Annotated in this window: 26 protein-coding genes; 18 read left to right on the forward strand and 8 right to left on the reverse strand. The window is 64.9% G+C overall.

Annotation, left to right across the window (positions count from 1 at the left end; translation table 11 throughout):
• Window positions 1-65 precede the first annotated feature (65 nt).
• Window positions 66-341 carry an FHA domain-containing protein gene (locus tag ACYVF7_RS59265; protein ID WP_460357658.1) on the reverse strand — a complete coding sequence of 92 codons (276 nt, stop codon included), beginning with the start codon at window positions 339-341 and terminating at the stop codon, window positions 66-68.
• A 72-nt stretch (window positions 342-413) separates the two neighbouring features.
• On the opposite strand from ACYVF7_RS59265, the gene ACYVF7_RS59270 reads away from it, so the two are divergent.
• From ACYVF7_RS59270 to ACYVF7_RS59280, 3 genes are all read left to right on the forward strand, one after another.
• Entirely contained in the window at window positions 414-842 is a 429-nt protein-coding gene (locus tag ACYVF7_RS59270) for an SRPBCC family protein (RefSeq protein ID WP_460357661.1), read from the forward strand.
• A 63-nt stretch (window positions 843-905) separates the two neighbouring features.
• Window positions 906-1,277, forward strand: coding sequence for a VOC family protein (locus ACYVF7_RS59275; RefSeq protein WP_460357663.1), 372 nt, complete (start codon window positions 906-908; stop codon window positions 1,275-1,277).
• Between the two features lie 218 nt (window positions 1,278-1,495).
• Window positions 1,496-2,062: a TetR family transcriptional regulator gene (locus ACYVF7_RS59280; protein ID WP_460357665.1), complete on the forward strand. Its 567-nt coding sequence runs from the start codon at window positions 1,496-1,498 to the stop codon at window positions 2,060-2,062.
• Between the two features lie 95 nt (window positions 2,063-2,157).
• Here ACYVF7_RS59280 and ACYVF7_RS59285 read toward each other — a convergent pair whose 3' ends face one another.
• The gene (locus ACYVF7_RS59285; protein ID WP_460357667.1) at window positions 2,158-2,310 is read right to left on the reverse strand and encodes a hypothetical protein; all 153 of its coding nucleotides are present in this window, start codon (window positions 2,308-2,310) and stop codon (window positions 2,158-2,160) included.
• A gap of 152 nt (window positions 2,311-2,462) precedes the next feature.
• On the opposite strand from ACYVF7_RS59285, the gene ACYVF7_RS59290 reads away from it, so the two are divergent.
• Complete coding sequence (locus tag ACYVF7_RS59290; RefSeq protein ID WP_460357670.1) at window positions 2,463-2,672, forward strand: hypothetical protein; 210 nt, start codon at window positions 2,463-2,465, stop codon at window positions 2,670-2,672.
• A gap of 856 nt (window positions 2,673-3,528) precedes the next feature.
• A complete protein-coding gene (locus ACYVF7_RS59295) occupies window positions 3,529-3,708 on the forward strand; it encodes a hypothetical protein (protein ID WP_460357673.1) in 180 nt (59 codons plus the stop codon).
• Between the two features lie 784 nt (window positions 3,709-4,492).
• Here ACYVF7_RS59295 and ACYVF7_RS59300 read toward each other — a convergent pair.
• Window positions 4,493-4,726 carry a hypothetical protein gene (locus ACYVF7_RS59300; RefSeq protein WP_460357676.1) on the reverse strand — a complete coding sequence of 78 codons (234 nt, stop codon included), beginning with the start codon at window positions 4,724-4,726 and terminating at the stop codon, window positions 4,493-4,495.
• Between the two features lie 210 nt (window positions 4,727-4,936).
• Between ACYVF7_RS59300 and ACYVF7_RS59305 the strand changes: the two genes are divergently transcribed.
• Together ACYVF7_RS59305 and ACYVF7_RS59310 are read left to right on the forward strand one after the other, a co-directional pair.
• Entirely contained in the window at window positions 4,937-5,425 is a 489-nt protein-coding gene (locus ACYVF7_RS59305; protein WP_460357678.1) for a tyrosine-type recombinase/integrase, read from the forward strand.
• A gap of 794 nt (window positions 5,426-6,219) precedes the next feature.
• Entirely contained in the window at window positions 6,220-7,071 is an 852-nt protein-coding gene (locus ACYVF7_RS59310) for a DUF2971 domain-containing protein (protein ID WP_460357681.1), read from the forward strand.
• A gap of 136 nt (window positions 7,072-7,207) precedes the next feature.
• Here the strand turns inward: ACYVF7_RS59310 and ACYVF7_RS59315 are convergent, their stop codons facing one another.
• Window positions 7,208-7,456: a GntR family transcriptional regulator gene (locus ACYVF7_RS59315; protein WP_460357683.1), complete on the reverse strand. Its 249-nt coding sequence runs from the start codon at window positions 7,454-7,456 to the stop codon at window positions 7,208-7,210.
• A gap of 86 nt (window positions 7,457-7,542) precedes the next feature.
• Between ACYVF7_RS59315 and ACYVF7_RS59320 the strand changes: the two genes are divergently transcribed.
• Entirely contained in the window at window positions 7,543-7,809 is a 267-nt protein-coding gene (locus tag ACYVF7_RS59320) for a hypothetical protein (RefSeq protein ID WP_460357686.1), read from the forward strand.
• 234 nt (window positions 7,810-8,043) lie between these two features.
• On the opposite strand, the gene ACYVF7_RS59325 is transcribed toward ACYVF7_RS59320, so the two are convergent.
• Together ACYVF7_RS59325 and ACYVF7_RS59330 are read right to left on the reverse strand one after the other, a co-directional pair.
• Window positions 8,044-8,697 (reverse strand): 2'-5' RNA ligase family protein, encoded by a 654-nt coding sequence (locus ACYVF7_RS59325; protein ID WP_460357689.1) that lies wholly within the window; start codon window positions 8,695-8,697, stop codon window positions 8,044-8,046.
• A gap of 8 nt (window positions 8,698-8,705) precedes the next feature.
• A complete protein-coding gene (locus tag ACYVF7_RS59330) occupies window positions 8,706-9,473 on the reverse strand; it encodes a GntR family transcriptional regulator (RefSeq protein ID WP_460357692.1) in 768 nt (255 codons plus the stop codon).
• Window positions 9,474-9,685: 212 nt separating this feature from the next.
• On the opposite strand from ACYVF7_RS59330, the gene ACYVF7_RS59335 reads away from it, so the two are divergent.
• The 9 genes from ACYVF7_RS59335 to ACYVF7_RS59375 all read left to right on the forward strand — a co-directional run bounded on the left by ACYVF7_RS59335 (window position 9,686) and on the right by ACYVF7_RS59375 (window position 18,841).
• Complete coding sequence (locus tag ACYVF7_RS59335; RefSeq protein WP_460357695.1) at window positions 9,686-9,970, forward strand: DUF6284 family protein; 285 nt, start codon at window positions 9,686-9,688, stop codon at window positions 9,968-9,970.
• 107 nt (window positions 9,971-10,077) lie between these two features.
• The gene (locus tag ACYVF7_RS59340; protein ID WP_460357698.1) at window positions 10,078-10,761 is read left to right on the forward strand and encodes a hypothetical protein; all 684 of its coding nucleotides are present in this window, start codon (window positions 10,078-10,080) and stop codon (window positions 10,759-10,761) included.
• A gap of 2 nt (window positions 10,762-10,763) precedes the next feature.
• On the forward strand, window positions 10,764-12,953 hold the full coding sequence (locus tag ACYVF7_RS59345; protein ID WP_460357701.1) for a hypothetical protein: 2,190 nt from the start codon (window positions 10,764-10,766) through the stop codon (window positions 12,951-12,953).
• Between the two features lie 195 nt (window positions 12,954-13,148).
• The gene (locus ACYVF7_RS59350) at window positions 13,149-13,409 is read left to right on the forward strand and encodes an RING finger protein (RefSeq protein WP_460357704.1); all 261 of its coding nucleotides are present in this window, start codon (window positions 13,149-13,151) and stop codon (window positions 13,407-13,409) included.
• Window positions 13,406-14,530, forward strand: a complete 1,125-nt coding sequence (locus ACYVF7_RS59355; protein WP_460357707.1) for a bifunctional DNA primase/polymerase — start codon at window positions 13,406-13,408, stop codon at window positions 14,528-14,530. Before ACYVF7_RS59350 ends, ACYVF7_RS59355 begins: the two co-directional genes overlap by 4 nt.
• A complete protein-coding gene (locus tag ACYVF7_RS59360; RefSeq protein ID WP_460357710.1) occupies window positions 14,527-15,612 on the forward strand; it encodes an AAA family ATPase in 1,086 nt (361 codons plus the stop codon). The genes ACYVF7_RS59355 and ACYVF7_RS59360 overlap by 4 nt, the downstream gene beginning before the upstream one ends.
• Before the next feature lie 179 nt (window positions 15,613-15,791).
• Window positions 15,792-16,001, forward strand: a complete 210-nt coding sequence (locus tag ACYVF7_RS59365) for a helix-turn-helix domain-containing protein (protein ID WP_460357713.1) — start codon at window positions 15,792-15,794, stop codon at window positions 15,999-16,001.
• 588 nt (window positions 16,002-16,589) lie between these two features.
• The gene (locus ACYVF7_RS59370) at window positions 16,590-17,195 is read left to right on the forward strand and encodes a tyrosine-type recombinase/integrase (RefSeq protein WP_460357716.1); all 606 of its coding nucleotides are present in this window, start codon (window positions 16,590-16,592) and stop codon (window positions 17,193-17,195) included.
• A gap of 794 nt (window positions 17,196-17,989) precedes the next feature.
• Complete coding sequence (locus ACYVF7_RS59375) at window positions 17,990-18,841, forward strand: DUF2971 domain-containing protein (RefSeq protein WP_460357681.1); 852 nt, start codon at window positions 17,990-17,992, stop codon at window positions 18,839-18,841.
• 136 nt (window positions 18,842-18,977) lie between these two features.
• Here ACYVF7_RS59375 and ACYVF7_RS59380 read toward each other — a convergent pair whose 3' ends face one another.
• Entirely contained in the window at window positions 18,978-19,226 is a 249-nt protein-coding gene (locus tag ACYVF7_RS59380) for a GntR family transcriptional regulator (RefSeq protein ID WP_460357683.1), read from the reverse strand.
• Between the two features lie 86 nt (window positions 19,227-19,312).
• On the opposite strand from ACYVF7_RS59380, the gene ACYVF7_RS59385 reads away from it, so the two are divergent.
• Complete coding sequence (locus ACYVF7_RS59385) at window positions 19,313-19,579, forward strand: hypothetical protein (protein ID WP_460357686.1); 267 nt, start codon at window positions 19,313-19,315, stop codon at window positions 19,577-19,579.
• 234 nt (window positions 19,580-19,813) lie between these two features.
• On the opposite strand, the gene ACYVF7_RS59390 is transcribed toward ACYVF7_RS59385, so the two are convergent.
• Window positions 19,814-20,467 carry a 2'-5' RNA ligase family protein gene (locus ACYVF7_RS59390; RefSeq protein ID WP_460357718.1) on the reverse strand — a complete coding sequence of 218 codons (654 nt, stop codon included), beginning with the start codon at window positions 20,465-20,467 and terminating at the stop codon, window positions 19,814-19,816.
• Between the last annotated feature and the right edge of the window lie 8 nt (window positions 20,468-20,475).

Genomic DNA, 20,475 nt, shown 5'->3' on the forward strand with positions numbered 1-20,475 from the left:
GGCCACGCCGAGCACTGGTGAGATCCGTTATGTCGGGACAGACCGATGGTCGTCCCCAGGCCGCATCAGATCGGGACCACGATGAGCGTCGTATCTCCGAGGCGTACGCGGTCGCCCTTCTCCAGCCGGACGGTCGCCCGCAGCCGGCCGTTGACGCGGACACCCCTCAGGGAGCCCATGTCCTCGACCCGCCAGCCGGTCTCGTCAGGAGCGACCAAGGCATGCACCGGGCTGGCGTCCTCGTCGTAGAGCACCAAGTCACAGTCGGAACGCGTGCCGATGACGAAGCGGTCGTAGAAGACGGACGTGACCCCGGCGAGTCGTACGGCTATGGCGGGCATCTGCCCATTCAACACAGGGCGCCACACTAGGTTGATCGCAACATTCCCGCCCTCTGGGAGGAACTCGGCATCATGGCGTCCATCCGCCACGAAATCGTGATCGACGCATCGCCTGACCACATCTGGGACGTGGTGCGGGACGTCGGCGCGGTGCACGAGCGCCTCCTGCCGGGCCGGGTGGCCGACACTCGACTCGAAGGTGATCAGCGCTTCCTCACCTTCCCGGACGGGCACGTGATCCGTGAGCTGATCGTCGCCATCGACGACGACGCCCGCCGCCTGGCCTACTCGGTCGTCGAAGGCGCGCGGCCGGCGACCGAGCACCACCACGCCTCATTCGAAGTCCGCGCCGAGGGCGACCGGGCAGGCCGGCTGATCTGGACCACCGACGTGCTGCCGCATGCGCTCGCGGCCGAGATCCGGATCCGGGTCGAACGCGGCGCGGTCGAGATGAAGCAGGCGATCGAAGCGACAGCACCGGCCGTCGCCGACCTGGCCTGAACGCACAGCGGCGCACCGTCGGATGTGCGCGGTATGGTCCGCGCATCTCGACGAGGAGGATCGATGGCGACCGAGTGGAGTCTGACGATCGACTGCGCGCAGCCGGCGAAGTTGGCGGAGTTCTGGGCGCTGGCCTTGGGATACGTGCAGGCTCCGCCGCCGGTCGGATTCGGGAGCTGGGAGGAGTGGTTGACGCGTCACGGCGTTCCGGAGGAGGAGTGGGATCAGGGCGCATCACTGTCCGACCCGGACGGCGTGCGCCCGAGACTGTCATTCCTGCAGGTGCCGGAGTCGAAGGTGGCGAAGAACCGGGTCCACCTGGATGTTCAGGTCGGCGGGGGGCGCAACACGCCGTGGGAGGTGCGATGGCCTCGCGTGCTCGAGGCGGTCGATCGACTGACCGCCGCCGGTGCGACCGTGATACGCGAATACTAACTGCAGGGTAAACCCGACCACATGCTGATGGCCGACCCTGAAGGAAACGAGTTCTGCGTGGTTTGAGGCCCAAATCGTGACCGTAGAGTGAACGTCGATAACATCAAGAAACCGACTGACGGTCTAGAAGTTATAAACCGACTATCGGTTTGTCGACGGGAGTGTGCGTGGATCGACGCGTTGACCGCGGGCAGGCGACCCGGCAGCACCTGATCGAGGTGGCCACGGAGTTGTTCGCCGACCGCGGCTATGAAGGCACTTCGATCGAGGCCGTCCTAGAGCGGGCCGGGATGAGCCGCGGATCGCTGTACCACCACTTCCCGGGCAAGGATCGCCTGTTCGAGGCGGTGGTGGAGGCGGTCCATACGCGGGTCGGTGAAGCCACGCTCGCCGCCGCCACGGCGAGCGGGGCGACCGAGGCTTACGGCCTGCTCAAGGCCGCTGAGCTGGCCTGGATCCGGCTCGCCGGCGACGCGGTCGTGCGCCGAATACTGCTGATCGACGCACCGACCGTACTGGGCTGGCGTCGCTGGCGTGCCATCGAAGAGCAGTACGGCCTGGGCATGCTCAAAACCGTCCTACAGCAGGCCGCCGACGCCGGTCGCGTGCCGGCGCAGCTCGTTGAACCGTTCGCGCACATCCTGCTGGCCGTCGGCAACGAGATGGCATTGGTCATCGCCCTGGCCGACGACGTCGCGGCCGCCCAGACCACTGCCGAGGCCGCCGTCGAGGAGTTCCTCAACCGCATGCTGCAGCCGACCGAATCCGAGAACACCAAAACCTAGACAGGACCCCAGCGTCACCGACTGAACCTTCGGCACCGCCACCACCCACCAAGGCCCCTGTCCAGCACGGCGTTGGGCTTCGCTCTCAGACCCGCTTACGGCTGGAAGTACTCCGACATCATGCGGGTGACCCATTCCGGCTGTTCGATGTCCACCGGCCGGAACTCCGCCATCGTCGGCTTCAGGTCGATGACCGGGGTGCCCGAGACCTCGTCGAGGCCCACCACCGTCAATTCGCGGCCGTCCACGGCCGCCCCCGCCGGGATAATCAGGCTTCCACCTCAACCATCCACCCAGATCGGCCCCGCGGCTTGACGGCCGTCCCGGAGCCGAAGCGCCCCGCCGGAGGCGAGAGCGGTGCGACGATGAGGGCTCGCCTGTGAGTTGCCCGAGGAGTGCCATGTCGGTGAAGAGCCGTGGGCGTCGTCCGGTTCCGCTGTGGGTCCGGGTCTGTGTCTATCTGGCTTTCGGGTTGGGGCTGTCGCCGTTGGTGCTCTCGACGTGGGAGGGCCGGCCATGGGATACGGAGCTTAGGCAGGCCATCATCCCGACGCTGTTCGTGGGCGGCTGTGCCGAGCTGTTTCGCTGGTTGAACCGCGAGCGCGCCTGAGGTTCGGGGGCGTCGTCGGCACGGCCGAAGGGACCGGCGCCCCCGCCTGTAGGGCGTGCCGGAGCGGGCGGCCTTGCGGCGGCGCTTGCGCCGCCGCCTTGATACCCAGATCGCGGCGAACCTGCCGGACGATGACGACGATGGCGCGGCCGTTGCGCTGGTCCCGGTGGCCTAATTGCACGTCAATTGCACGACACCCCCGTCCCTTGATCGGGACAGGGGTGTTTTGGCTGGTGGAGCCACGGGGATTCGAACCCCGGACTTCCTGCTTGCAAATCATGCCGATCTTGGCCCATATGGCCGATGACCTGCGCAAGCATGTATCCGCCAGTGCCCCCTCTTGACCCTTGATCACCGTGGCTAATGGCACGCTAATGGCACGCCGCTCGACCCGGCCAGCCTTGACTGAGCTGCCTCATCCTCATCACTTCGATCACGGTGAAGGTGATCGAGCAGCGCTCAACGTCGGCCCGTCTGCATGCAGTCGTGATCATCCGGCGACGTCTGCCCCTGTTGCTGTCAGTCTGGGAAGTCGCCTCGGAGCCCCTGTGGATGACTTCCTTCCCGAAGTGATCACTTCACACAGATGGTGGAAATCGCTTCCCGGCGTTGAGCTGGGGTTATTCGACTCCGCGAGATTTCCCACAGAGAAATCCACACGCGATCCACACGAATTATGCACAGGGCTAACGGCATGTATGCACAGGCCGTCCACAGATGCGTCCACAGAGTTTTTTGCGCTCCGCCTGCGCACGGTCCACGATTGCTCTCAATGGTCACGCCATCGCAGAAATGCGATGGCCCCCCGGTGCAAGCGGGAGGCCATCTACTCCGTACGCCAGATGGAAGGACGCACGTGTACACCACTGTAATCGCCCGGACTGCGGGCACTGCACCCCCGGCGCTCGTCGCAGCGATCATGCTGCTCATGATCTTGATCGTGCTGGGCGTGGCCTATCCCGCCGTGTGGTCGCGGAAGGCCAGTCGCCGTAAGGCCGCTCAGGAAGTGCTCAGACAGCTACTGCGCCGCAAGTAGGCACCCGAACAGGCAAGGGGCGTTCTCCCTGCGAGAACGCCCCTTTTCCTCATCCTCAGCAGATCGCCCCCGCCGGGTCATCCCCTCTGCCGCCGCTCCCACCCGTCAGGGAAGCGGGCCAGGCCCTCCGGGTCGAGGTGGAGCGCCCCACGGGGTTCTGGCTCGATTTTCGTGAGTGAACGGCTCCGGACCAGGCGAACCCGTCCGCTCACCGCCCCGCCTCCCACGGCCCTTTGCTCTGCTTACCCTGAGTACACATCTGGCACGGTCCACCGCCTACTCGGCGTAAGCAGAGCAAAGGCCTTCGGGAACACATGCAGCCTTGCCCGGGGTCTGGGCGACCGTTACCGCGACCACCACGAAATGTGAGTCAAAACCCCCACGGACGAACGACCTCGGCCCGGAGGGCCTGGTCTGCTGGGCTTCGCCTGGAGCGTCGGCAGAGGGGATGACCCGGCTTCCACCCCAGCCACCAACTACCGGTGCGGCGTGCGGCCCAACGTCATCCCCGAGCCTGAGCGCCCCCGCCGGAGGCATTCTCCACAGCGCCCCGTGACCCGGTGAGCGGGGCTGCCGTCTGATGGCCGTAGGCCACCCGTAGGGCGAGCGAAGCGAGTCTGCCGGCGGCCCTGCGCCCGTCCTGCGAGAATGATCCGGGCTGGAGGACCGGCCTGTCTCTCTTCACGAATTGGGGTCTGGTCGGGATCGGGATCCGGCTTCGCAGGCGCGGCGGGCGTACTCCCAGACACGCTCGAACTCGGCTTCGGTCGAGGGCTGGGGATCGTCATGGTCGCCGCTGGCGAAGCTCCATTCGTCGGCCCCCCCCGTAAGTCTCGTGGTACTGATCGATGGTTTCGGTGCGGAGGGCGTCCTCCCACTCTTGAAGCGAACACGCGATATTCGCTTCGCGGTGCGGTCCCTCCAACTCGACTTGGCGCTGTACGAAGCCCTCGTCATCGACCTCGAAGTAGCGCCAGACGTCCTCATCGGCCCAATGATCACGGAACCACTGCGTCATACCGGCATCATGCCTGTAGGGACTGGGTTCAGGTGCCGATGGGGCGTGGGCCCGATGCTGGCGAATCCGCGGTTGGTGTCTTCGTCCAGTGGGCCGCCCGATCGGCACGGCCGGAGGGACCGGCGCCCACGCCGCACGCCCGTAGGGCGTGCCGGAGCGGGCGGCCTGCGGCGGCGCTTGCGCCGCCGCCTTGATGCGCGGACCGTGCGCGTGCGGGAGCAGCTCATCGAGTTGGACAACGGGCAGATGGTTCTCGGGCCGCCCAAGTCCCGTGCGGGTAAGCGGGTCGTGAGCTTCCCGGCCGTCATCGTCCCCACGCTGACCGAGCATTTGGACACCTACATTGATGACGACCCGGATGCGTTCGTCTTCCTCGGGGCCAAGGGCGCATTCCTGCGGGGCAGCGGTTTCCGCCGTGCCGCGAACTGGTACCGGACGCTCGATGAGATGGGGCTGTCCAATCTGCATTTCCACGACCTTCGCCACACCGGCAACACCCTCGCCGCGCAGAGTGGCGCGAGCCTGGCAGACCTCAAGGCACGGATGGGCCAAGACAGTGACCGCGCCGCGCTGATCTACCAGCACGCGACACGGGACGCGGACCACCGGATCGCCGAAGCGCTCGACGCACGGATCAAGGCGGAGCTTCCGGACGATGGCGACGACGGCCCGGCTGGCGTGCTGGTCCCGGTGCCCTAATGGCACGCTAATGGCACGACACCCCCGTCCCATGATCGGGACGGGGGTGTTTTGGCTGGTGGAGCCACGGGGATTCGAACCCCGGACTTCCTGCTTGCAAACAAAGTTAGACGTGTCCCTCACCAGCGTTCCATGCGCTGTTGACTGCTCCGACAGTCCCCCGCCGAGCGGGAGTGTCCGCTGTCGTTCGTCGCGGTTGTCACGCAGTTAGTCACCCGATGCCCAGTACGCCCCCGGCTCGGGCTGGAACACAGGGGCGGCTCCCCCTATGTTCCAGCTCCTCGGCGCGCTGGAGGGATACGAGAGGCATGATGTCCCCCACCGTGTCCCCCTGGTTTTCGCAGGTCACAGCCGGTTGGGGGACACGGGGGACACGGGGGACACCATGGAGTTGGCTGCCAGCATTTACGCACCCTTCGTCCCGAACGCATCCTGAGCCTCGCCTGGGCTGCGCGCACAGGCTGTGACCAGCGCCGGGCATCCCAGCGGCGTTCGCGGGATTCGTGGTGGACCGCAGCCGTAGGCGGCCTCTTAGGCGGCCCGCCTACCTGCTGGTGAGTGCCCGGCCAAGCCCCGATTCCACCCGAACCCGTAGGCGAGATGCCTTGGTCGTCTGATCCAAGTCGAAGGGTAACGTCTAATGTCAACACGGTGTGAGTAAATTATCTCGACAAAATAAGTAGATCTCGCACTGGTGGGGTGGTCGCCAGGATGCAAAGAAAGTATTACCCATCGCGCGAGTTTTTGTCACATCCGGAAGGGTATGGGTGGATTAATTAATTACGGAGGCTTCAATGAGTGATAACGGAACCGTGTATCACTACACAGATGCACACGCTTTGATCAAGATAGTCAAGTCAAAGCAGCTTTGGGCTAGTGATATTCAGTTTATGAATGATGCAATGGAGATTGTCCACGGCGCAAACGAGGTAATGAGAAGGGTGCGCAATGCTCCCCAAAATAAGAATAAGGGCAAGTTTGTAGAGATGCTTGAATCTGAGCTCGATATTAGTAGGAAGCCGGAAAGAACCAGGAAGACATTCCATCTGTATGCGGCATGTTTTTGTCGGGAAGGCGATGTACTTAGCCAGTGGCGCGCCTATGGGCGAGAAGGGGGTTATGCCATAGGATTCGCGAGGCCCGGGTTGCAGAAATGTCTGGAGAAGTGGCTAGATGAAAATAAAATCCCCAAACAATGCATGAGGCAAAATCTGTTTGGCGACGTCTCTTATGGCCCTTATTCCGATTTGTCTTATGACCCAAAGGAGCCTGAGCTAGATAAACTTGTAAGTGATATATCGGGCGAGCTTGATGGAGTTGGCGACTCGAATGTCATGCACAAAGTTTTCGGAAGTGTTCTACTTGCGGCCGCCATGATAAAAAATCCAAAATTTGACGAAGAGAAGGAGTTGCGCTTGTTGTTGCCTAGCTCTGGACTTCCAGAGGAATTGGACTTTCGAGTTGGTTCGATCGGAATTGTTCCCTATAGTGTAGTTGAGTTTAAGCCGAAAGACGTAGTTGAGATAGTTGCAGGACCGGGACATAATTCACTTGAACGAGCTCATAGCGTTGGGCATCTTATTCAGCATTGCGACTGGAAGCATGATATCGATATACATGGCTCTGAAGCGCCAGTTCGACTGTAGCAATGCCAAGTTGCGTGGCGACATTTAGGTATTGCGCAATATCATCGACCGTGCCGCTCGTCGCGGATCCGTGAATCCCCGCACCTTTCGTACCTGCCGACCAGCTTTCAGGACTGGCCTGGCTGCCGCCGGAGCGCTACTCGTCGCTGGCGGTCTGGTCGACGACGTAGACGCCCTTGCCGCGCACGGTCTTGACGAGTCCGCGTTCGACGAGCAGCGCGACGGCTGATCGTACGGTCGGCCGTGCCACGCCGAATTCCTCGCACAGTGCGGCCTCGGACGGTATCCGGCGGCGCGGCAGGTAGGTGCCATCGGCGATCCTGGCCATGAGTACGGCAGCGATCTGCTCGTACAGCGGCTCAGGTCCGTCGAGGTCAATGCTCATATCTCGACCGTAGTTGACCTGCGATGATGCCTTTCGTCACCTGACGTCAGCTGACAACACATGACAGGTTGCCGTACGGTCAGCGTATGGGCCATGACACAGAGCTGATCGACATGCGGGAGAAGTGGTCGGGAGCCTGGCGCATCTGGCGCGCCCGGCGGGCCGGGGACGTCGGCGACGAGCGCAGCGGCGAATACGTCGCCTCTCGGATGGAGCCGGACGCCGGGGTCGACCAGACCGTGATGAACCCCTCCCTGGCCGACCTGGACGCCCTCCTCGAAGCCCAGGCCGAGGCCGTACAGACCGGGCGGCAGCCCTACGAGATCCACGCGAAGTGGGCCGACCAATGGTGAGCCCGGACCTCCCTGGCCCGCGTCAGCATGAACGCGGGCCAGAGTACGAACGCGCTCTGGTCGAGCTGCGCGAGGTGCTAGAGATGCCCATCGTGGGCCATCCGCGTCGGGAACAGGAGTTGGCCGAGCTGCGGCGGCTGATCAGCAAGTACGTCGACGAGGCGCGGGGGTTCCTCGCCGACCTGGAAGACCGATAGGCCCGGGGAGACCGAGAGACACTTGGTGGCTCGGCGGCTAGGAGTGAGACAGCGGCGCTACGGCGCGCGTGCTCCACTCGTACATGCGCTGATCGCGATTGAGCGCGATCAATGATGCTTCTCGGACTGTCACCTGCACAGGTTCGGGGTTAACCGACTCGACCGCCGCCACATATGGTGCCGCCGTCCGATCTTCCTCGAAGTAGCCGAGGCTCACGTGGGGACGAAACTTATCCGCCGCTTCTGGGATATTGGCGGACCCCCACACCGATCCGATTGCCTGGCGGATGGCCCTCCGAGTCCCGATGACGCTCGCCTCTTCTAGGGGTGGAAGCACGATCGCTTCGTCCGCGACGAAGGCTTTTTGGAACGTGAGGTTCAACGGTTCGATCTCGGCGAGGTGGTGACGCGCCGAATCCAGGATCTGATCCAGGTCTTCGGAGGAAACCTCATCCACGAATCCGATGCCTTGCATCGTGAGATGGAGCCATTGCGGCGGGATGAAGCGCACCCCGCCGATGCCCGCTAGCGCCTGCTGGTATGCAGCGACCAGCCGATGTAGCTCGCTAGCGCCATCGAACGTGAGATGCCATGCGAAGAACTGACGGCAGGCGCGCCAGCCGGGCCGCCACCACCAGTGGTCATGGACTCGGTCCGCGTGCGTGCCGGGAGGAAGATCAGCAAAGGACACGGGTCACCTCATACATCAGAGCGTGCTTCCGGCTGTTTGGCATCTTGCTCCACGTCGTATTCATCGACGAACATGATCCGGTCGGCGGGCCAGGTCGATTCTGAGACTTCCAGAACCTGTCCGTCTCCGGCGCTAGCGACGTGAACCACGTTGAGTACCGGGCTGTTTGCCGGGATTTCCAACGTCTCGCTTTCCTGGAGCGATGCGGGACGTACAATCCACTGATCCCTAGCATGGGCGTATTGCTTACCCGAGAGATCCTCAACGCAGAGAAAGAGGGCTTTAGGTACTACCGTTGGCTCCCCGAGGAAAGTGTCCCTTGCGAACCTAGCGGGAAGATAGCTCGCGCCGATCTCCTCCGGCCGACCGGTCTTTTTGTCGAACAGGACCCTTTGTCGAATTACGACTTCGGATCCTCGGGGAATCATCATCAGCTCGGCTATGTGATCCGGTGCCGGAGAACACCCTGCGAAGGTGATCTCGTGGCGTAGATCGGTGGTAAGCAGCTTCTGATCTTTGCGGGCGCGGCCGTAACGATCTCGCGATCGGCGCTGCCGTCGCCGTTGCTCCTTGACGAACGTGCCGATGCCCTGGCGAGACTCCACAAGACCCTCGGCGCGCAACACGCCCATCGCCTGACGGATCGTCGGAAGACTGACATGGAAGCGCTCCGCGAGATCGGTCTCGGCCTGAACCCGATCGCCTGGTGCGAGTGTCCCGTCTTGGATCTCGCGTCGTAGAGCGTTCGCGACGCGGTGGTACTTCGGCTCCGCCATCCTGCACCTTCTCGTCTCGCCGACCAGGACTCAAGAGTACCTGTCCTCATGAGGACTTGACGGGCTCTTCGTTGCTGTGGTTGCCTTCGGTCATCAGGTCCTAATGAGGACTTGAGGACAAGGGTGGTTGGCAGGCTGCTCGTGTCCGTGGACAAGGAAGGCCCCGGCGGTGGCAGCCGCCGAGGCCAAGCATCCAGAGCTGAGGAGTCTCGATGCACGACCAGCGTACTCGTGCGCCCGGATTCGGTCCGGGCATCACGGACGAGCACGACGCAGAACCGTCCGCCGCTGAGCTGGCGGAGATCGAATGCGAGTGGCCGCTGATCGCGGCCGAGCTTGACCTGCTCGATGCAGAGATCACGGCACTGTCCGCCGAGGGCCACGCGAGCAAGCTTGACCGTCGTCGGGTACGGCGGGCCGAACGGCGCGTACTGGAGGTCAGCCGCGAGCTGGCCGCCGAGGGCGTCTCGATCACGCCCGGCGAGGCGGTGGCGTGATGACCTCCCCGGCCCGAAGTGCTTACCCCGTCCCTGTCGCCGATCTCATCCCCCAGGCCCGCAAGCTCGCGGCCGAGTTGGGTGCGGTTCCGTCGCGGAACCGGCTCATGAGTGAGTTCCGGATCGGTGCGACCAAGGCCCGCACGGTCCTGGCGGAGCTGACCGCTGAGCCCGCGCCGGAACCGGCCGAGCCGGTCTTGCGGGCCGTCCCGGACCCTGCACCCGAGGACCAGTCCTCGGAGCCTGCCGACGAGACGCCCGCCGCTGCGGACACCGCGCCGGTCGAGGAGTCTGCGCAGGACACCACGCCCGTAGACCCGGAGACGGCACCGGCCGCCGCCCCGGTTGAGACGGCGTCTCGGACGCTGGCCCGCTGGCCGCTGGTGCTGCTGGCGATCCCGGCGTTCGTCGCGGTGTGGTCCGGTTGGGTCGGTCTCGGTGAGCTCACCGGGTTCGGTGTGGTCCACCCGCTGCCCGGCATCGCGGACCACTTCTCCATCAATTCGGCGATCACGCTGCCGATCGGTGTGGAGACCTACGCCGCCTACGCCCTGCGGGCGTGGCTGTCGGGCTATCTCCCGGTTCGGGCGCGTCGGTTCGCCAAGTGGTCCGCGATCGGATCACTGACCCTCGGCGCCCTCGGACAGGTCGCCTACCACCTGCTTTCGGCTGCTCACGTCACCCGCGCGCCGTGGCAGATCACCACGATCGTGGCGTGTCTGCCCGTCGCGGTGCTCGGCATGGGCGCGGCCCTGGCTCACCTCATCCACGACACGCACCCGGAGGCGTGACGATGACCGAGAACACCATCCCGGAACCGATCGACCTCAACGCCCGCCGCGCCCAGCGCACCCCCGCCGAGGGCACGTCGCCCGTGCCGGCCGAATCGCCCGCGCACGTCTCAACGCCCGATCTGCCGGAGCGGCCCGCCGCGTCCTCCGATGTCGCCTATGAGATTGAGCTGGATGAGCCGCCGGTGCTGGAGGGCGTGCCGGTGCCGGTGGACGCCCCGCCCGTGCCGGAGGGTGAGCGGCAGCCGATCATTCCCGTGCACCTGCTGCCGGGCAACCTCGGCGGCACCGTCAAGCGCACGCTCGGCGGCTGGTCCTACCACGCCCGATTCCACGCCGTCCGTGTCCCCGTCTACGGGTTCAAGGTGAGCGTGTTCGCGGCCCGTGGCCTGTTCCGCCTGGTCGGGCAGCAGGTCTCGTGGTGGTGGGTCCGCAACCAGTTCACGCTTCTCCAGCACGCGGCCGACTCCAAGGACACCCGTGAGTGGGCGCGGTTGCACCGGGAGATCAAGAACACGCGTACCTGGCGTGGGATCGTGCTGGCCGGTGAGGTGCTGGCCGTCGGCATCGGCGGACCGGTCGCTTGGAACACCGCGCCGGGCTGGTGTCTGCTGGCGCTCCCCGCTGGTGCGCTGGCGCTGGCGCGGTACGGCCGTCCGATGGGCCGCACCATCATTGGCACCGCCGTGGTCGCGCCTCGGTTCCGCAAGCTCAACAGCGACATCGTGCTGCGCGCCTACTACGCGGCGGGTCTGGGCCGTCCGGACAAGCAGGACCAGGAAGTGCACTTCGGTTCGCCGATGGCCCGTGACGCCCGCAACACCGGCTCTCAGGTCGTGGTGGATCTGCCGTACGGCAAGGGCTGGTCCGACGTCATGAACGCCAAAGAGAAGATCGCCTCTGGCCTGGACGTGCACGTCAATCAGGTGTTCTTGACCCCGGACAAGTCCTCGACCCGGCGTCACACGCTGTTCGTCGCCGACCGTGACCCCCTCGCCGTGCCGGTCGGTAAGACGGACATGCTGGACTGCAAGCCGCGCAACATTTGGCGGGCCGCGCGGTTCGGCAAGGACGAACGCGGCCGGTTGGTCGAGATCGCGCTCATGTGGATCTCGGTCCTGATCGGCGCGCAGCCTCGTAAGGGCAAGACGTTCGCCGCGCGGCTGCTGGCCCTGTACGCGGCCCTGGACCCGTACGTGAAACTCATCGTGGTGGACGGGAAGAACTCCCCGGACTGGTCGAAGTTCCGTCTCGTGGCGCACCGCACGGTGTTCGGCACGCACCCGAGCCCGAACGACGACGACCCGATCACGCACCTGCTCGAAGCGCTCGATGAGATCCTTGAGCACATCGAACGGGTCAACCAGGTGCTCGCCAAGCTGCCCGCCGACGTCTGCCCCGAGGGCAAGCTCACCGAGGAGCTTGCGCGTGACCCGCGCTACCCGGATCTGCGGGTGCTGATGCTGGTCATGGAGGAGTTCCAGGTCTACTTCGAGACCGAGGACCAGAACCTCAACAAGGAGATCGCCGCCAAGCTGTCCCGGATTCAGGCCGTCGGCCCCTCGGCGGGCGTCGTCATCCTGTCCAGCTCGCAGAAGCCGTCGGGTGTCGGTGCCGGGGATGTGGGGCGGCTGTTCAACCGCTACCGCGACAACCACGCCGTACGGTTCGCGCTCAAGTGCGGCAACCGGCTCGTGTCTGAGGCCGTCCTCGGCGGTGACGCCTACGCCGAGGGCTTCGACGCCTCCTCCCTGCCCGTGGGAGATGAGTACCGGGGTGTCGGCTACCTGTACGGCATGACGGACGAGACGCCCACCGTCCGGACGTTCCTGGCCGACCACACCGACGCCGAGAAGATCCTCACCGCCGCCCGCGCACACCGCGAGCGCCTCGGGACGCTGACCGGCATGGCGGCCGGTGAGGAGATGAAGCGCGCCACCCGCGACGTGCTGACCGACGTTCGCGCGGTCATGGACGCCGAGACCGGCTTGCAGTGGCCGACCATCGCCGCCCGGCTCGCCGAGCGGATGCCGGAGCACTACGCCGACATCACCGCCGATGCGATCTCCGCTCAGTGCCGGGCACTCGGGGTGCCGAGCGTCGGCATCAAGCGGGACGGCCAGGTCCTCAAGGGCGCCAAGACCGACGCGGTCGACAAAGCCATCGCCCGCCGGAAGGTGAACGGAGCGTAGCCGAACCGCGGGGCGGGTGAGGTAGCGCCCGCCCCGCTACCGGTAGCGGCTGCGCTACCCGCCCCCGCTACCTCCAGCAAAGCACCTGATCAGGCCGTATCCCCGCAGGTAGCGGGTAGCGGCCCTACCTCTCCACGCCCAAGAACCGCCCCTGGAGGCACCAGCATGCTTTCCCTGGCCGCTACCGCAACCCCGGTGACCGCTACTCATGGTCATCACCTGCCGGGCCTCGGCGTCCTGATCCTGCTCGGGCTGATCTGGGCCGTCGGCTACCTGTTCCTGTGCTGGATCTGGCCGTTCGTCAACTGCCGCCGCTGCACCGGCTCCGGCAAACGCCGCGCGGTCATCGGCCGAGGCTTCCGCCACTGCCCCCGCTGCGACGGCACCGGCTACCAACTCCGCCCCGGCCGCCACGTCCTCAACCACCTGCGCTCAATCCACAAGGCGGGCAAGTGAACCGCGCCGACGGGAGCACACCCGCCATGTCCGACGCCCACGCCCTCGCGTTCATCCACGACTGGAACCAAACCGCCTACGCCCGCCGCGACGGCAACGCCGACCACCCGCAGGAAACCCGCCCGACGTTGCCCACACCGCTCCCAAAGCACGACAGCACCGTTCACCGGCCGACCGCCGAGGACATGCTGTCGCACGCTCTGAGGGCCGCTGAGCGGGGTTGGCCGGTGTTCCCCGTCCGTCCTGGCGAGAAGCGTCCGGCGTTCCCGGATCACACCGCCGCGCGCTGCACCGGCCGTGACCCGCGCTGCGCCAATGGGCACCAGGGATGGGAGCCGCGCGCCACCACCGGCACCGGGCGCATCCGGCGCGGCTGGGCCGCCGTGCCGTACAACATCGGCCTCGCGTGCGGTCCTGCCGGGCTGGTCGTGGTCGATCTCGACGTGCCCAAGCCCGGTGAGGAGACCCCGCCGGCCGAATGGCGGGCCGAGGGTGTGCACACCGGAGCCGAGGTGCTGGCCGTCCTCGCCGCGCGGGCCGGTGAGCCGATCGGACCGCTGTATGACACGTACACGGTCGTCACAGGTCGCGGCGGCCGTCACCTGTACTTCACCGCTCCCGAGGGCACCCGGCTCGGCAACACCCAAGGGGATCTCGGGTGGCTGATCGACACCCGCGCGCACGGCGGCTACGTCCTCGCTGCGGGCTCGGTCGTGGACGGCCGACCGTACGTGCTGGAAAGCGACCGGCCGCCCGCACCGCTGCCCGCCTGGCTGTTCCAGCGTCTCTCCCGGCCCGCGCCACCACCGGTCGGCCCGGTGACCATCGCCCCCGGCACCGGCCGCCGCTCCGCCTACCTGCGCGCCGCACTGGCCCGCGAGGTCGAGCGCGTCACCGGCGCGGCCGAGGGATGCCGCAACGCCGCTCTCTACACCGCCGCCGTCGCCCTCGGCCAGCTCGTCGCCGGAGGCGCGCTCAGCGCCGCCGAGGTCGAAACCCTGCTGGAACAGGCAGCAGCGGCCCACGTCACCGCCCGCGCCTACACGCCCGCCGAGGCCCGCAACACCATCGCCTCCGGTCTACGCGCCGGAGCCAAGCGCCCCCGGACGCTCGCCGCATGACCACCCGCCACCACGCCGACCAGGAGGCCGCTATGCCCGCCACCAACCCGACCGAAGCGCCGCTTCTGCGGCCCGTCCACGACGACGACTCAGCCGCCGTGCCTGCTCGTCTGCGGACGCACTGGACCGCCGATGAGCTGATGGCGATGGAGTTCGTGCCGCCCGTGTGGGCCGTGCCCGGCATCATCTGCGAGGGCGTGAACCTGCTGTGCGGCCCGCCGAAGGTCGGCAAGTCCTGGGCCTCCCTCGGCCTCGGCCTGGCCGTCGCCGCCGGAGGCCAAGCCTTCGACGCCATCCATGTCGACGGCGGCCCGGTCCTGTACCTGGCGCTGGAGGACACCCCACGCCGGTTGCAGTCCCGCATGGGCAAGATCCTCGGCGGCCAACCCGCGCCCTCCGCGCTCACCCTCGCCACCGCATGCCCGCAGATCGGGCAAGGCGGGGATGAAGCGATCGCCGGATGGCTGGACCGCAACCGTGACGCGCGCATGGTCGTCATCGACGTGTTCGCCAAGATCCGAGGCGCGGCCCCCCTCGGCGCCTCGGCCTACGAAGCCGACTACGCCGCCGTCGGCGCGATCAAACGCCTCGCCGACGCCTACGCCGTGCCGTTCGTCCTGGTCCACCACGTCCGCAAGGCAGCCTCAGAAGACTTCCTCGCCGAGGTGTCCGGCACCAACGGCATCGCCGGAGCCGCTGACGCCACGCTCGTCCTCAAACGCGCCCGAGGCCAAGCCGACGGCGTCCTGCACGTCACCGGCCGCGACGTCGACGAGAACGAATACGCCCTCTCGTTCAACCCCGCATCCGGCGTCTGGACCCTGCTCGACGGCCCCGCCGACGAACACCAGACCACCGACACCCGCGCCGCCATCCTGCGCCACCTACGCGCCAACCCCGCAAGCGGACCCCGCGCCATCGCCCAAGCCACCGGCCTCGGCGAATCGAACGTCAAGAAGACCTGTCGACGCATGGCCGACGAAGGACTCCTGGCCACCGACGCGGCAAGCCGCTACAGCCTTCCCGACCAACCACTCCCCGAGATGTCCCCCGCGTCCCCCATGTCCCCCTACCACCCGTGACCTGCACAAACCAGGGGGACACGGAGGGGGACACGGTGTCCCCCTCGATAGGCGGGGGAGTGCCTGGTGTCCCCCGTGTCCCCCATGTCCCCCAACCGTCTGTGACCTGCGGAAACCAGGGGGACATCGCGCCATCCACTGTCCCTCTTTCAGGAGGAACCCGAGTGACCCTCACGGCCGTGGACAGCGTCAAGTTCGGCGATATCCAGCTCTTCCGAGTCGCCGAGGCCATGCGCGTGCTGAGCATGAGCAAAACCGTGATCTACGAGCAAATCCGTAGCGGACGCCTGCGGTCCGTCAAGCAAGGCAGAAGCAGGCTCATCCCGGAATCCGCGATCCGCGAATACATCGCTCTACTCGAAAAGGAAGCAGAGGGGGCAGCGGCTTAATGGCCAAGCGACGCAGCAGAGGAGACGGCGGCCTCCACTGGGATGACAAGCGGCAACGCTGGATCGCCTCCGTCACGGTTGGCTACACCCCGGCGGGGAAACGCATCGTCCGCAAAGCGAGCGGAAAGACCAAGACGGAAGCCAAGAACAAGCTCAAAGAAATTCTCCGTGACCATGACGACGGATTCGCCGTCGCATCGCATGACTACACGGTGGCGGATGCTGTCCACTACTGGCTAGATAACGGACTCAAAGGTCGCGACACGAGCACCATCGAACTATACAGAGGCTTCGCGGAAACGCACGTCATCCCGTCGCTTGGGGCGCGCAAGCTCCGTGATCTGTCCGTAGAGGACGTGGATGGATGGCTGTCAAGCAGGGCAGACGTGCTCAGCACGCGGTCCCTCAAGCTCATTCACAGCGTCCTTAATCGGTCCGTGAAGAACGCCATGCGGCGTGACAAGGTGAAGCGCAACGTCGTGGACCTCTGCGACGTCCCGGAAGGGCGCCGCCGGCCGACCCTCCAAAGCGCTCACGCTCAGCCAGGCCGAAGCGGTCCTGAGGGCTGCTCAAGAGGCTCCCGTCCGCATGCATGCGTACATCGTGCTCTCTCTGCTCACCGGAGTCCGCACGGAGGAACTGCGGGAACTCTCGTGGTCGCACGTGGTGGCCTTCGACAAGACCAGGCAAGCGTGGATTCCCGTGGTTGAGTCCGGTTGGGATCACGAGCAGTTCGCCATCTACGTATGGCGCTCCGTCCGCAGAAAGGGCGATACCAAGACCGCTAAGTCCCGCCGCTCCCTTCGACTCGCCGACCGCTGCGTGGAAGTCCTCGCCGCGCTGACAGCGGAACAGGACCGCGACAGGGAAGACGGCGCCAAGGACGGCAGGGGTCTGGTGTTCCGCACCTGGAGCGGCACGCCGCTCAGCGCGGGAAACGTTCGGCGCGACTTCCGGAAGGTGCTCACCAGGGCGTGCCTGGTGGCGGAGGACTGGACGCCCAGGGAGCTTCGGCACAGCTTCGTGTCACTGTTGTCGGCCCACGACATCCCGATCGAGGACATCTCTCAACTGGTCGGGCACACCAACACCGTGGTCACCGAGACCGTCTACCGGAAGCAGCTCCGCCCCGTCATCCAGGAGGGAGCCACCGCCATGAACGACATCTTCCCCGCCCGACTGACGGAGGCTTAGTCACCCAGTTAGACACTCACGCCCCGTCTCGGCGACGCGAGACGGGGCGTTTTGGCTGGTGGAGCCACGGGGATTCGAACCCCGGACTTCCTGCTTGCAAACAAAGTTAGACGTGTCCCTCACCAGCGTTCCATGCGCTGTTGACTGCTCCGACAGTCCCCCGCCGAGCGGGAGTGTCCGCTGTCGTTCGTCGCGGTTGTCACGCAGTTAGTCACCCGATGCCCAGTACGCCCCCGGCTCGGGCTGGAACACAGGGGCGGCTCCCCCTATGTTCCAGCTCCTCGGCGCGCTGGAGGGATACGAGAGGCATGATGTCCCCCACCGTGTCCCCCTGGTTTTCGCAGGTCACAGCCGGTTGGGGGACACGGGGGACACGGGGGACACCATGGAGTTGGCTGCCAGCATTTACGCACCCTTCGTCCCGAACGCATCCTGAGCCTCGCCTGGGCTGCGCGCACAGGCTGTGACCAGCGCCGGGCATCCCAGCGGCGTTCGCGGGATTCGTGGTGGACCGCAGCCGTAGGCGGCCTCTTAGGCGGCCCGCCTACCTGCTGGTGAGTGCCCGGCCAAGCCCCGATTCCACCCGAACCCGTAGGCGAGATGCCTTGGTCGTCTGATCCAAGTCGAAGGGTAACGTCTAATGTCAACACGGTGTGAGTAAATTATCTCGACAAAATAAGTAGATCTCGCACTGGTGGGGTGGTCGCCAGGATGCAAAGAAAGTATTACCCATCGCGCGAGTTTTTGTCACATCCGGAAGGGTATGGGTGGATTAATTAATTACGGAGGCTTCAATGAGTGATAACGGAACCGTGTATCACTACACAGATGCACACGCTTTGATCAAGATAGTCAAGTCAAAGCAGCTTTGGGCTAGTGATATTCAGTTTATGAATGATGCAATGGAGATTGTCCACGGCGCAAACGAGGTAATGAGAAGGGTGCGCAATGCTCCCCAAAATAAGAATAAGGGCAAGTTTGTAGAGATGCTTGAATCTGAGCTCGATATTAGTAGGAAGCCGGAAAGAACCAGGAAGACATTCCATCTGTATGCGGCATGTTTTTGTCGGGAAGGCGATGTACTTAGCCAGTGGCGCGCCTATGGGCGAGAAGGGGGTTATGCCATAGGATTCGCGAGGCCCGGGTTGCAGAAATGTCTGGAGAAGTGGCTAGATGAAAATAAAATCCCCAAACAATGCATGAGGCAAAATCTGTTTGGCGACGTCTCTTATGGCCCTTATTCCGATTTGTCTTATGACCCAAAGGAGCCTGAGCTAGATAAACTTGTAAGTGATATATCGGGCGAGCTTGATGGAGTTGGCGACTCGAATGTCATGCACAAAGTTTTCGGAAGTGTTCTACTTGCGGCCGCCATGATAAAAAATCCAAAATTTGACGAAGAGAAGGAGTTGCGCTTGTTGTTGCCTAGCTCTGGACTTCCAGAGGAATTGGACTTTCGAGTTGGTTCGATCGGAATTGTTCCCTATAGTGTAGTTGAGTTTAAGCCGAAAGACGTAGTTGAGATAGTTGCAGGACCGGGACATAATTCACTTGAACGAGCTCATAGCGTTGGGCATCTTATTCAGCATTGCGACTGGAAGCATGATATCGATATACATGGCTCTGAAGCGCCAGTTCGACTGTAGCAATGCCAAGTTGCGTGGCGACATTTAGGTATTGCGCAATATCATCGACCGTGCCGCTCGTCGCGGATCCGTGAATCCCCGCACCTTTCGTACCTGCCGACCAGCTTTCAGGACTGGCCTGGCTGCCGCCGGAGCGCTACTCGTCGCTGGCGGTCTGGTCGACGACGTAGACGCCCTTGCCGCGCACGGTCTTGACGAGTCCGCGTTCGACGAGCAGCGCGACGGCTGATCGTACGGTCGGCCGTGCCACGCCGAATTCCTCGCACAGTGCGGCCTCGGACGGTATCCGGCGGCGCGGCAGGTAGGTGCCATCGGCGATCCTGGCCATGAGTACGGCAGCGATCTGCTCGTACAGCGGCTCAGGTCCGTCGAGGTCAATGCTCATATCTCGACCGTAGTTGACCTGCGATGATGCCTTTCGTCACCTGACGTCAGCTGACAACACATGACAGGTTGCCGTACGGTCAGCGTATGGGCCATGACACAGAGCTGATCGACATGCGGGAGAAGTGGTCGGGAGCCTGGCGCATCTGGCGCGCCCGGCGGGCCGGGGACGTCGGCGACGAGCGCAGCGGCGAATACGTCGCCTCTCGGATGGAGCCGGACGCCGGGGTCGACCAGACCGTGATGAACCCCTCCCTGGCCGACCTGGACGCCCTCCTCGAAGCCCAGGCCGAGGCCGTACAGACCGGGCGGCAGCCCTACGAGATCCACGCGAAGTGGGCCGACCAATGGTGAGCCCGGACCTCCCTGGCCCGCGTCAGCATGAACGCGGGCCAGAGTACGAACGCGCTCTGGTCGAGCTGCGCGAGGTGCTAGAGATGCCCATCGTGGGCCATCCGCGTCGGGAACAGGAGTTGGCCGAGCTGCGGCGGCTGATCAGCAAGTACGTCGACGAGGCGCGGGGGTTCCTCGCCGACCTGGAAGACCGATAGGCCCGGGGAGACCGAGAGACACTTGGTGGCTCGGCGGCTAGGAGTGAGACAGCGGCGCTACGGCGCGCGTGCTCCACTCGTACATGCGCTGATCGCGATTGAGCGCGATCAATGATGCTTCTCGGACTGTCACCTGCACAGGTTCGGGGTTAACCGACTCGACCGCCGCCACATATGGTGCCGCCGTCCGATCTTCCTCGAAGTAGCCGAGGCTCACGTGGGGACGAAACTTATCCGCCGCTTCTGGGATATTGGCGGACCCCCACACCGATCCGATTGCCTGGCGGATGGCCCTCCGAGTCCCGATGACGCTCGCCTCTTCTAGGGGTGGAAGCACGATCGCTTCGTCCGCGACGAAGGCTTTTTGGAACGTGAGGTTCAACGGTTCGATCTCGGCGAGGTGGTGACGCGCCGAATCCAGGATCTGATCCAGGTCTTCGGAGGAAACCTCATCCACGAATCCGATGCCTTGCATCGTGAGATGGAGCCATTGCGGCGGGATGAAGCGCACCCCGCCGATGCCCGCTAGCGCCTGCTGGTATGCAGCGACCAGCCGATGTAGCTCGCTAGCGCCATCGAACGTGAGATGCCATGCGAAGAACTGACGGCCGGCGCGCCAGCCGGGCCGCCACCACCAGTGGTCATGGACTCGGTCCGCGTGCGTGCCGGGAGGAAGATCAGCAAAGGACACGGGTCACC

The organism is Actinoallomurus acanthiterrae (genome assembly GCF_054775715.1).

Coding starts and splice junctions, on each gene's coding strand:
- ACYVF7_RS59265 (WP_460357658.1), bottom strand. CDS start 341: ATGCCCGCCATAGCCGTACGACTCGCCGGGGTCACGTCCGTCTTCTAC.
- ACYVF7_RS59270 (WP_460357661.1), top strand. CDS start 414: ATGGCGTCCATCCGCCACGAAATCGTGATCGACGCATCGCCTGACCAC.
- ACYVF7_RS59275 (WP_460357663.1), top strand. CDS start 906: ATGGCGACCGAGTGGAGTCTGACGATCGACTGCGCGCAGCCGGCGAAG.
- ACYVF7_RS59290 (WP_460357670.1), top strand. CDS start 2,463: ATGTCGGTGAAGAGCCGTGGGCGTCGTCCGGTTCCGCTGTGGGTCCGG.
- ACYVF7_RS59300 (WP_460357676.1), bottom strand. CDS start 4,726: ATGACGCAGTGGTTCCGTGATCATTGGGCCGATGAGGACGTCTGGCGC.
- ACYVF7_RS59310 (WP_460357681.1), top strand. CDS start 6,220: ATGAGTGATAACGGAACCGTGTATCACTACACAGATGCACACGCTTTG.
- ACYVF7_RS59315 (WP_460357683.1), bottom strand. CDS start 7,456: ATGAGCATTGACCTCGACGGACCTGAGCCGCTGTACGAGCAGATCGCT.
- ACYVF7_RS59320 (WP_460357686.1), top strand. CDS start 7,543: ATGGGCCATGACACAGAGCTGATCGACATGCGGGAGAAGTGGTCGGGA.
- ACYVF7_RS59330 (WP_460357692.1), bottom strand. CDS start 9,473: ATGGCGGAGCCGAAGTACCACCGCGTCGCGAACGCTCTACGACGCGAG.
- ACYVF7_RS59335 (WP_460357695.1), top strand. CDS start 9,686: ATGCACGACCAGCGTACTCGTGCGCCCGGATTCGGTCCGGGCATCACG.
- ACYVF7_RS59340 (WP_460357698.1), top strand. CDS start 10,078: ATGAGTGAGTTCCGGATCGGTGCGACCAAGGCCCGCACGGTCCTGGCG.
- ACYVF7_RS59345 (WP_460357701.1), top strand. CDS start 10,764: ATGACCGAGAACACCATCCCGGAACCGATCGACCTCAACGCCCGCCGC.
- ACYVF7_RS59360 (WP_460357710.1), top strand. CDS start 14,527: ATGACCACCCGCCACCACGCCGACCAGGAGGCCGCTATGCCCGCCACC.
- ACYVF7_RS59370 (WP_460357716.1), top strand. CDS start 16,590: ATGCATGCGTACATCGTGCTCTCTCTGCTCACCGGAGTCCGCACGGAG.
- ACYVF7_RS59375 (WP_460357681.1), top strand. CDS start 17,990: ATGAGTGATAACGGAACCGTGTATCACTACACAGATGCACACGCTTTG.
- ACYVF7_RS59380 (WP_460357683.1), bottom strand. CDS start 19,226: ATGAGCATTGACCTCGACGGACCTGAGCCGCTGTACGAGCAGATCGCT.
- ACYVF7_RS59385 (WP_460357686.1), top strand. CDS start 19,313: ATGGGCCATGACACAGAGCTGATCGACATGCGGGAGAAGTGGTCGGGA.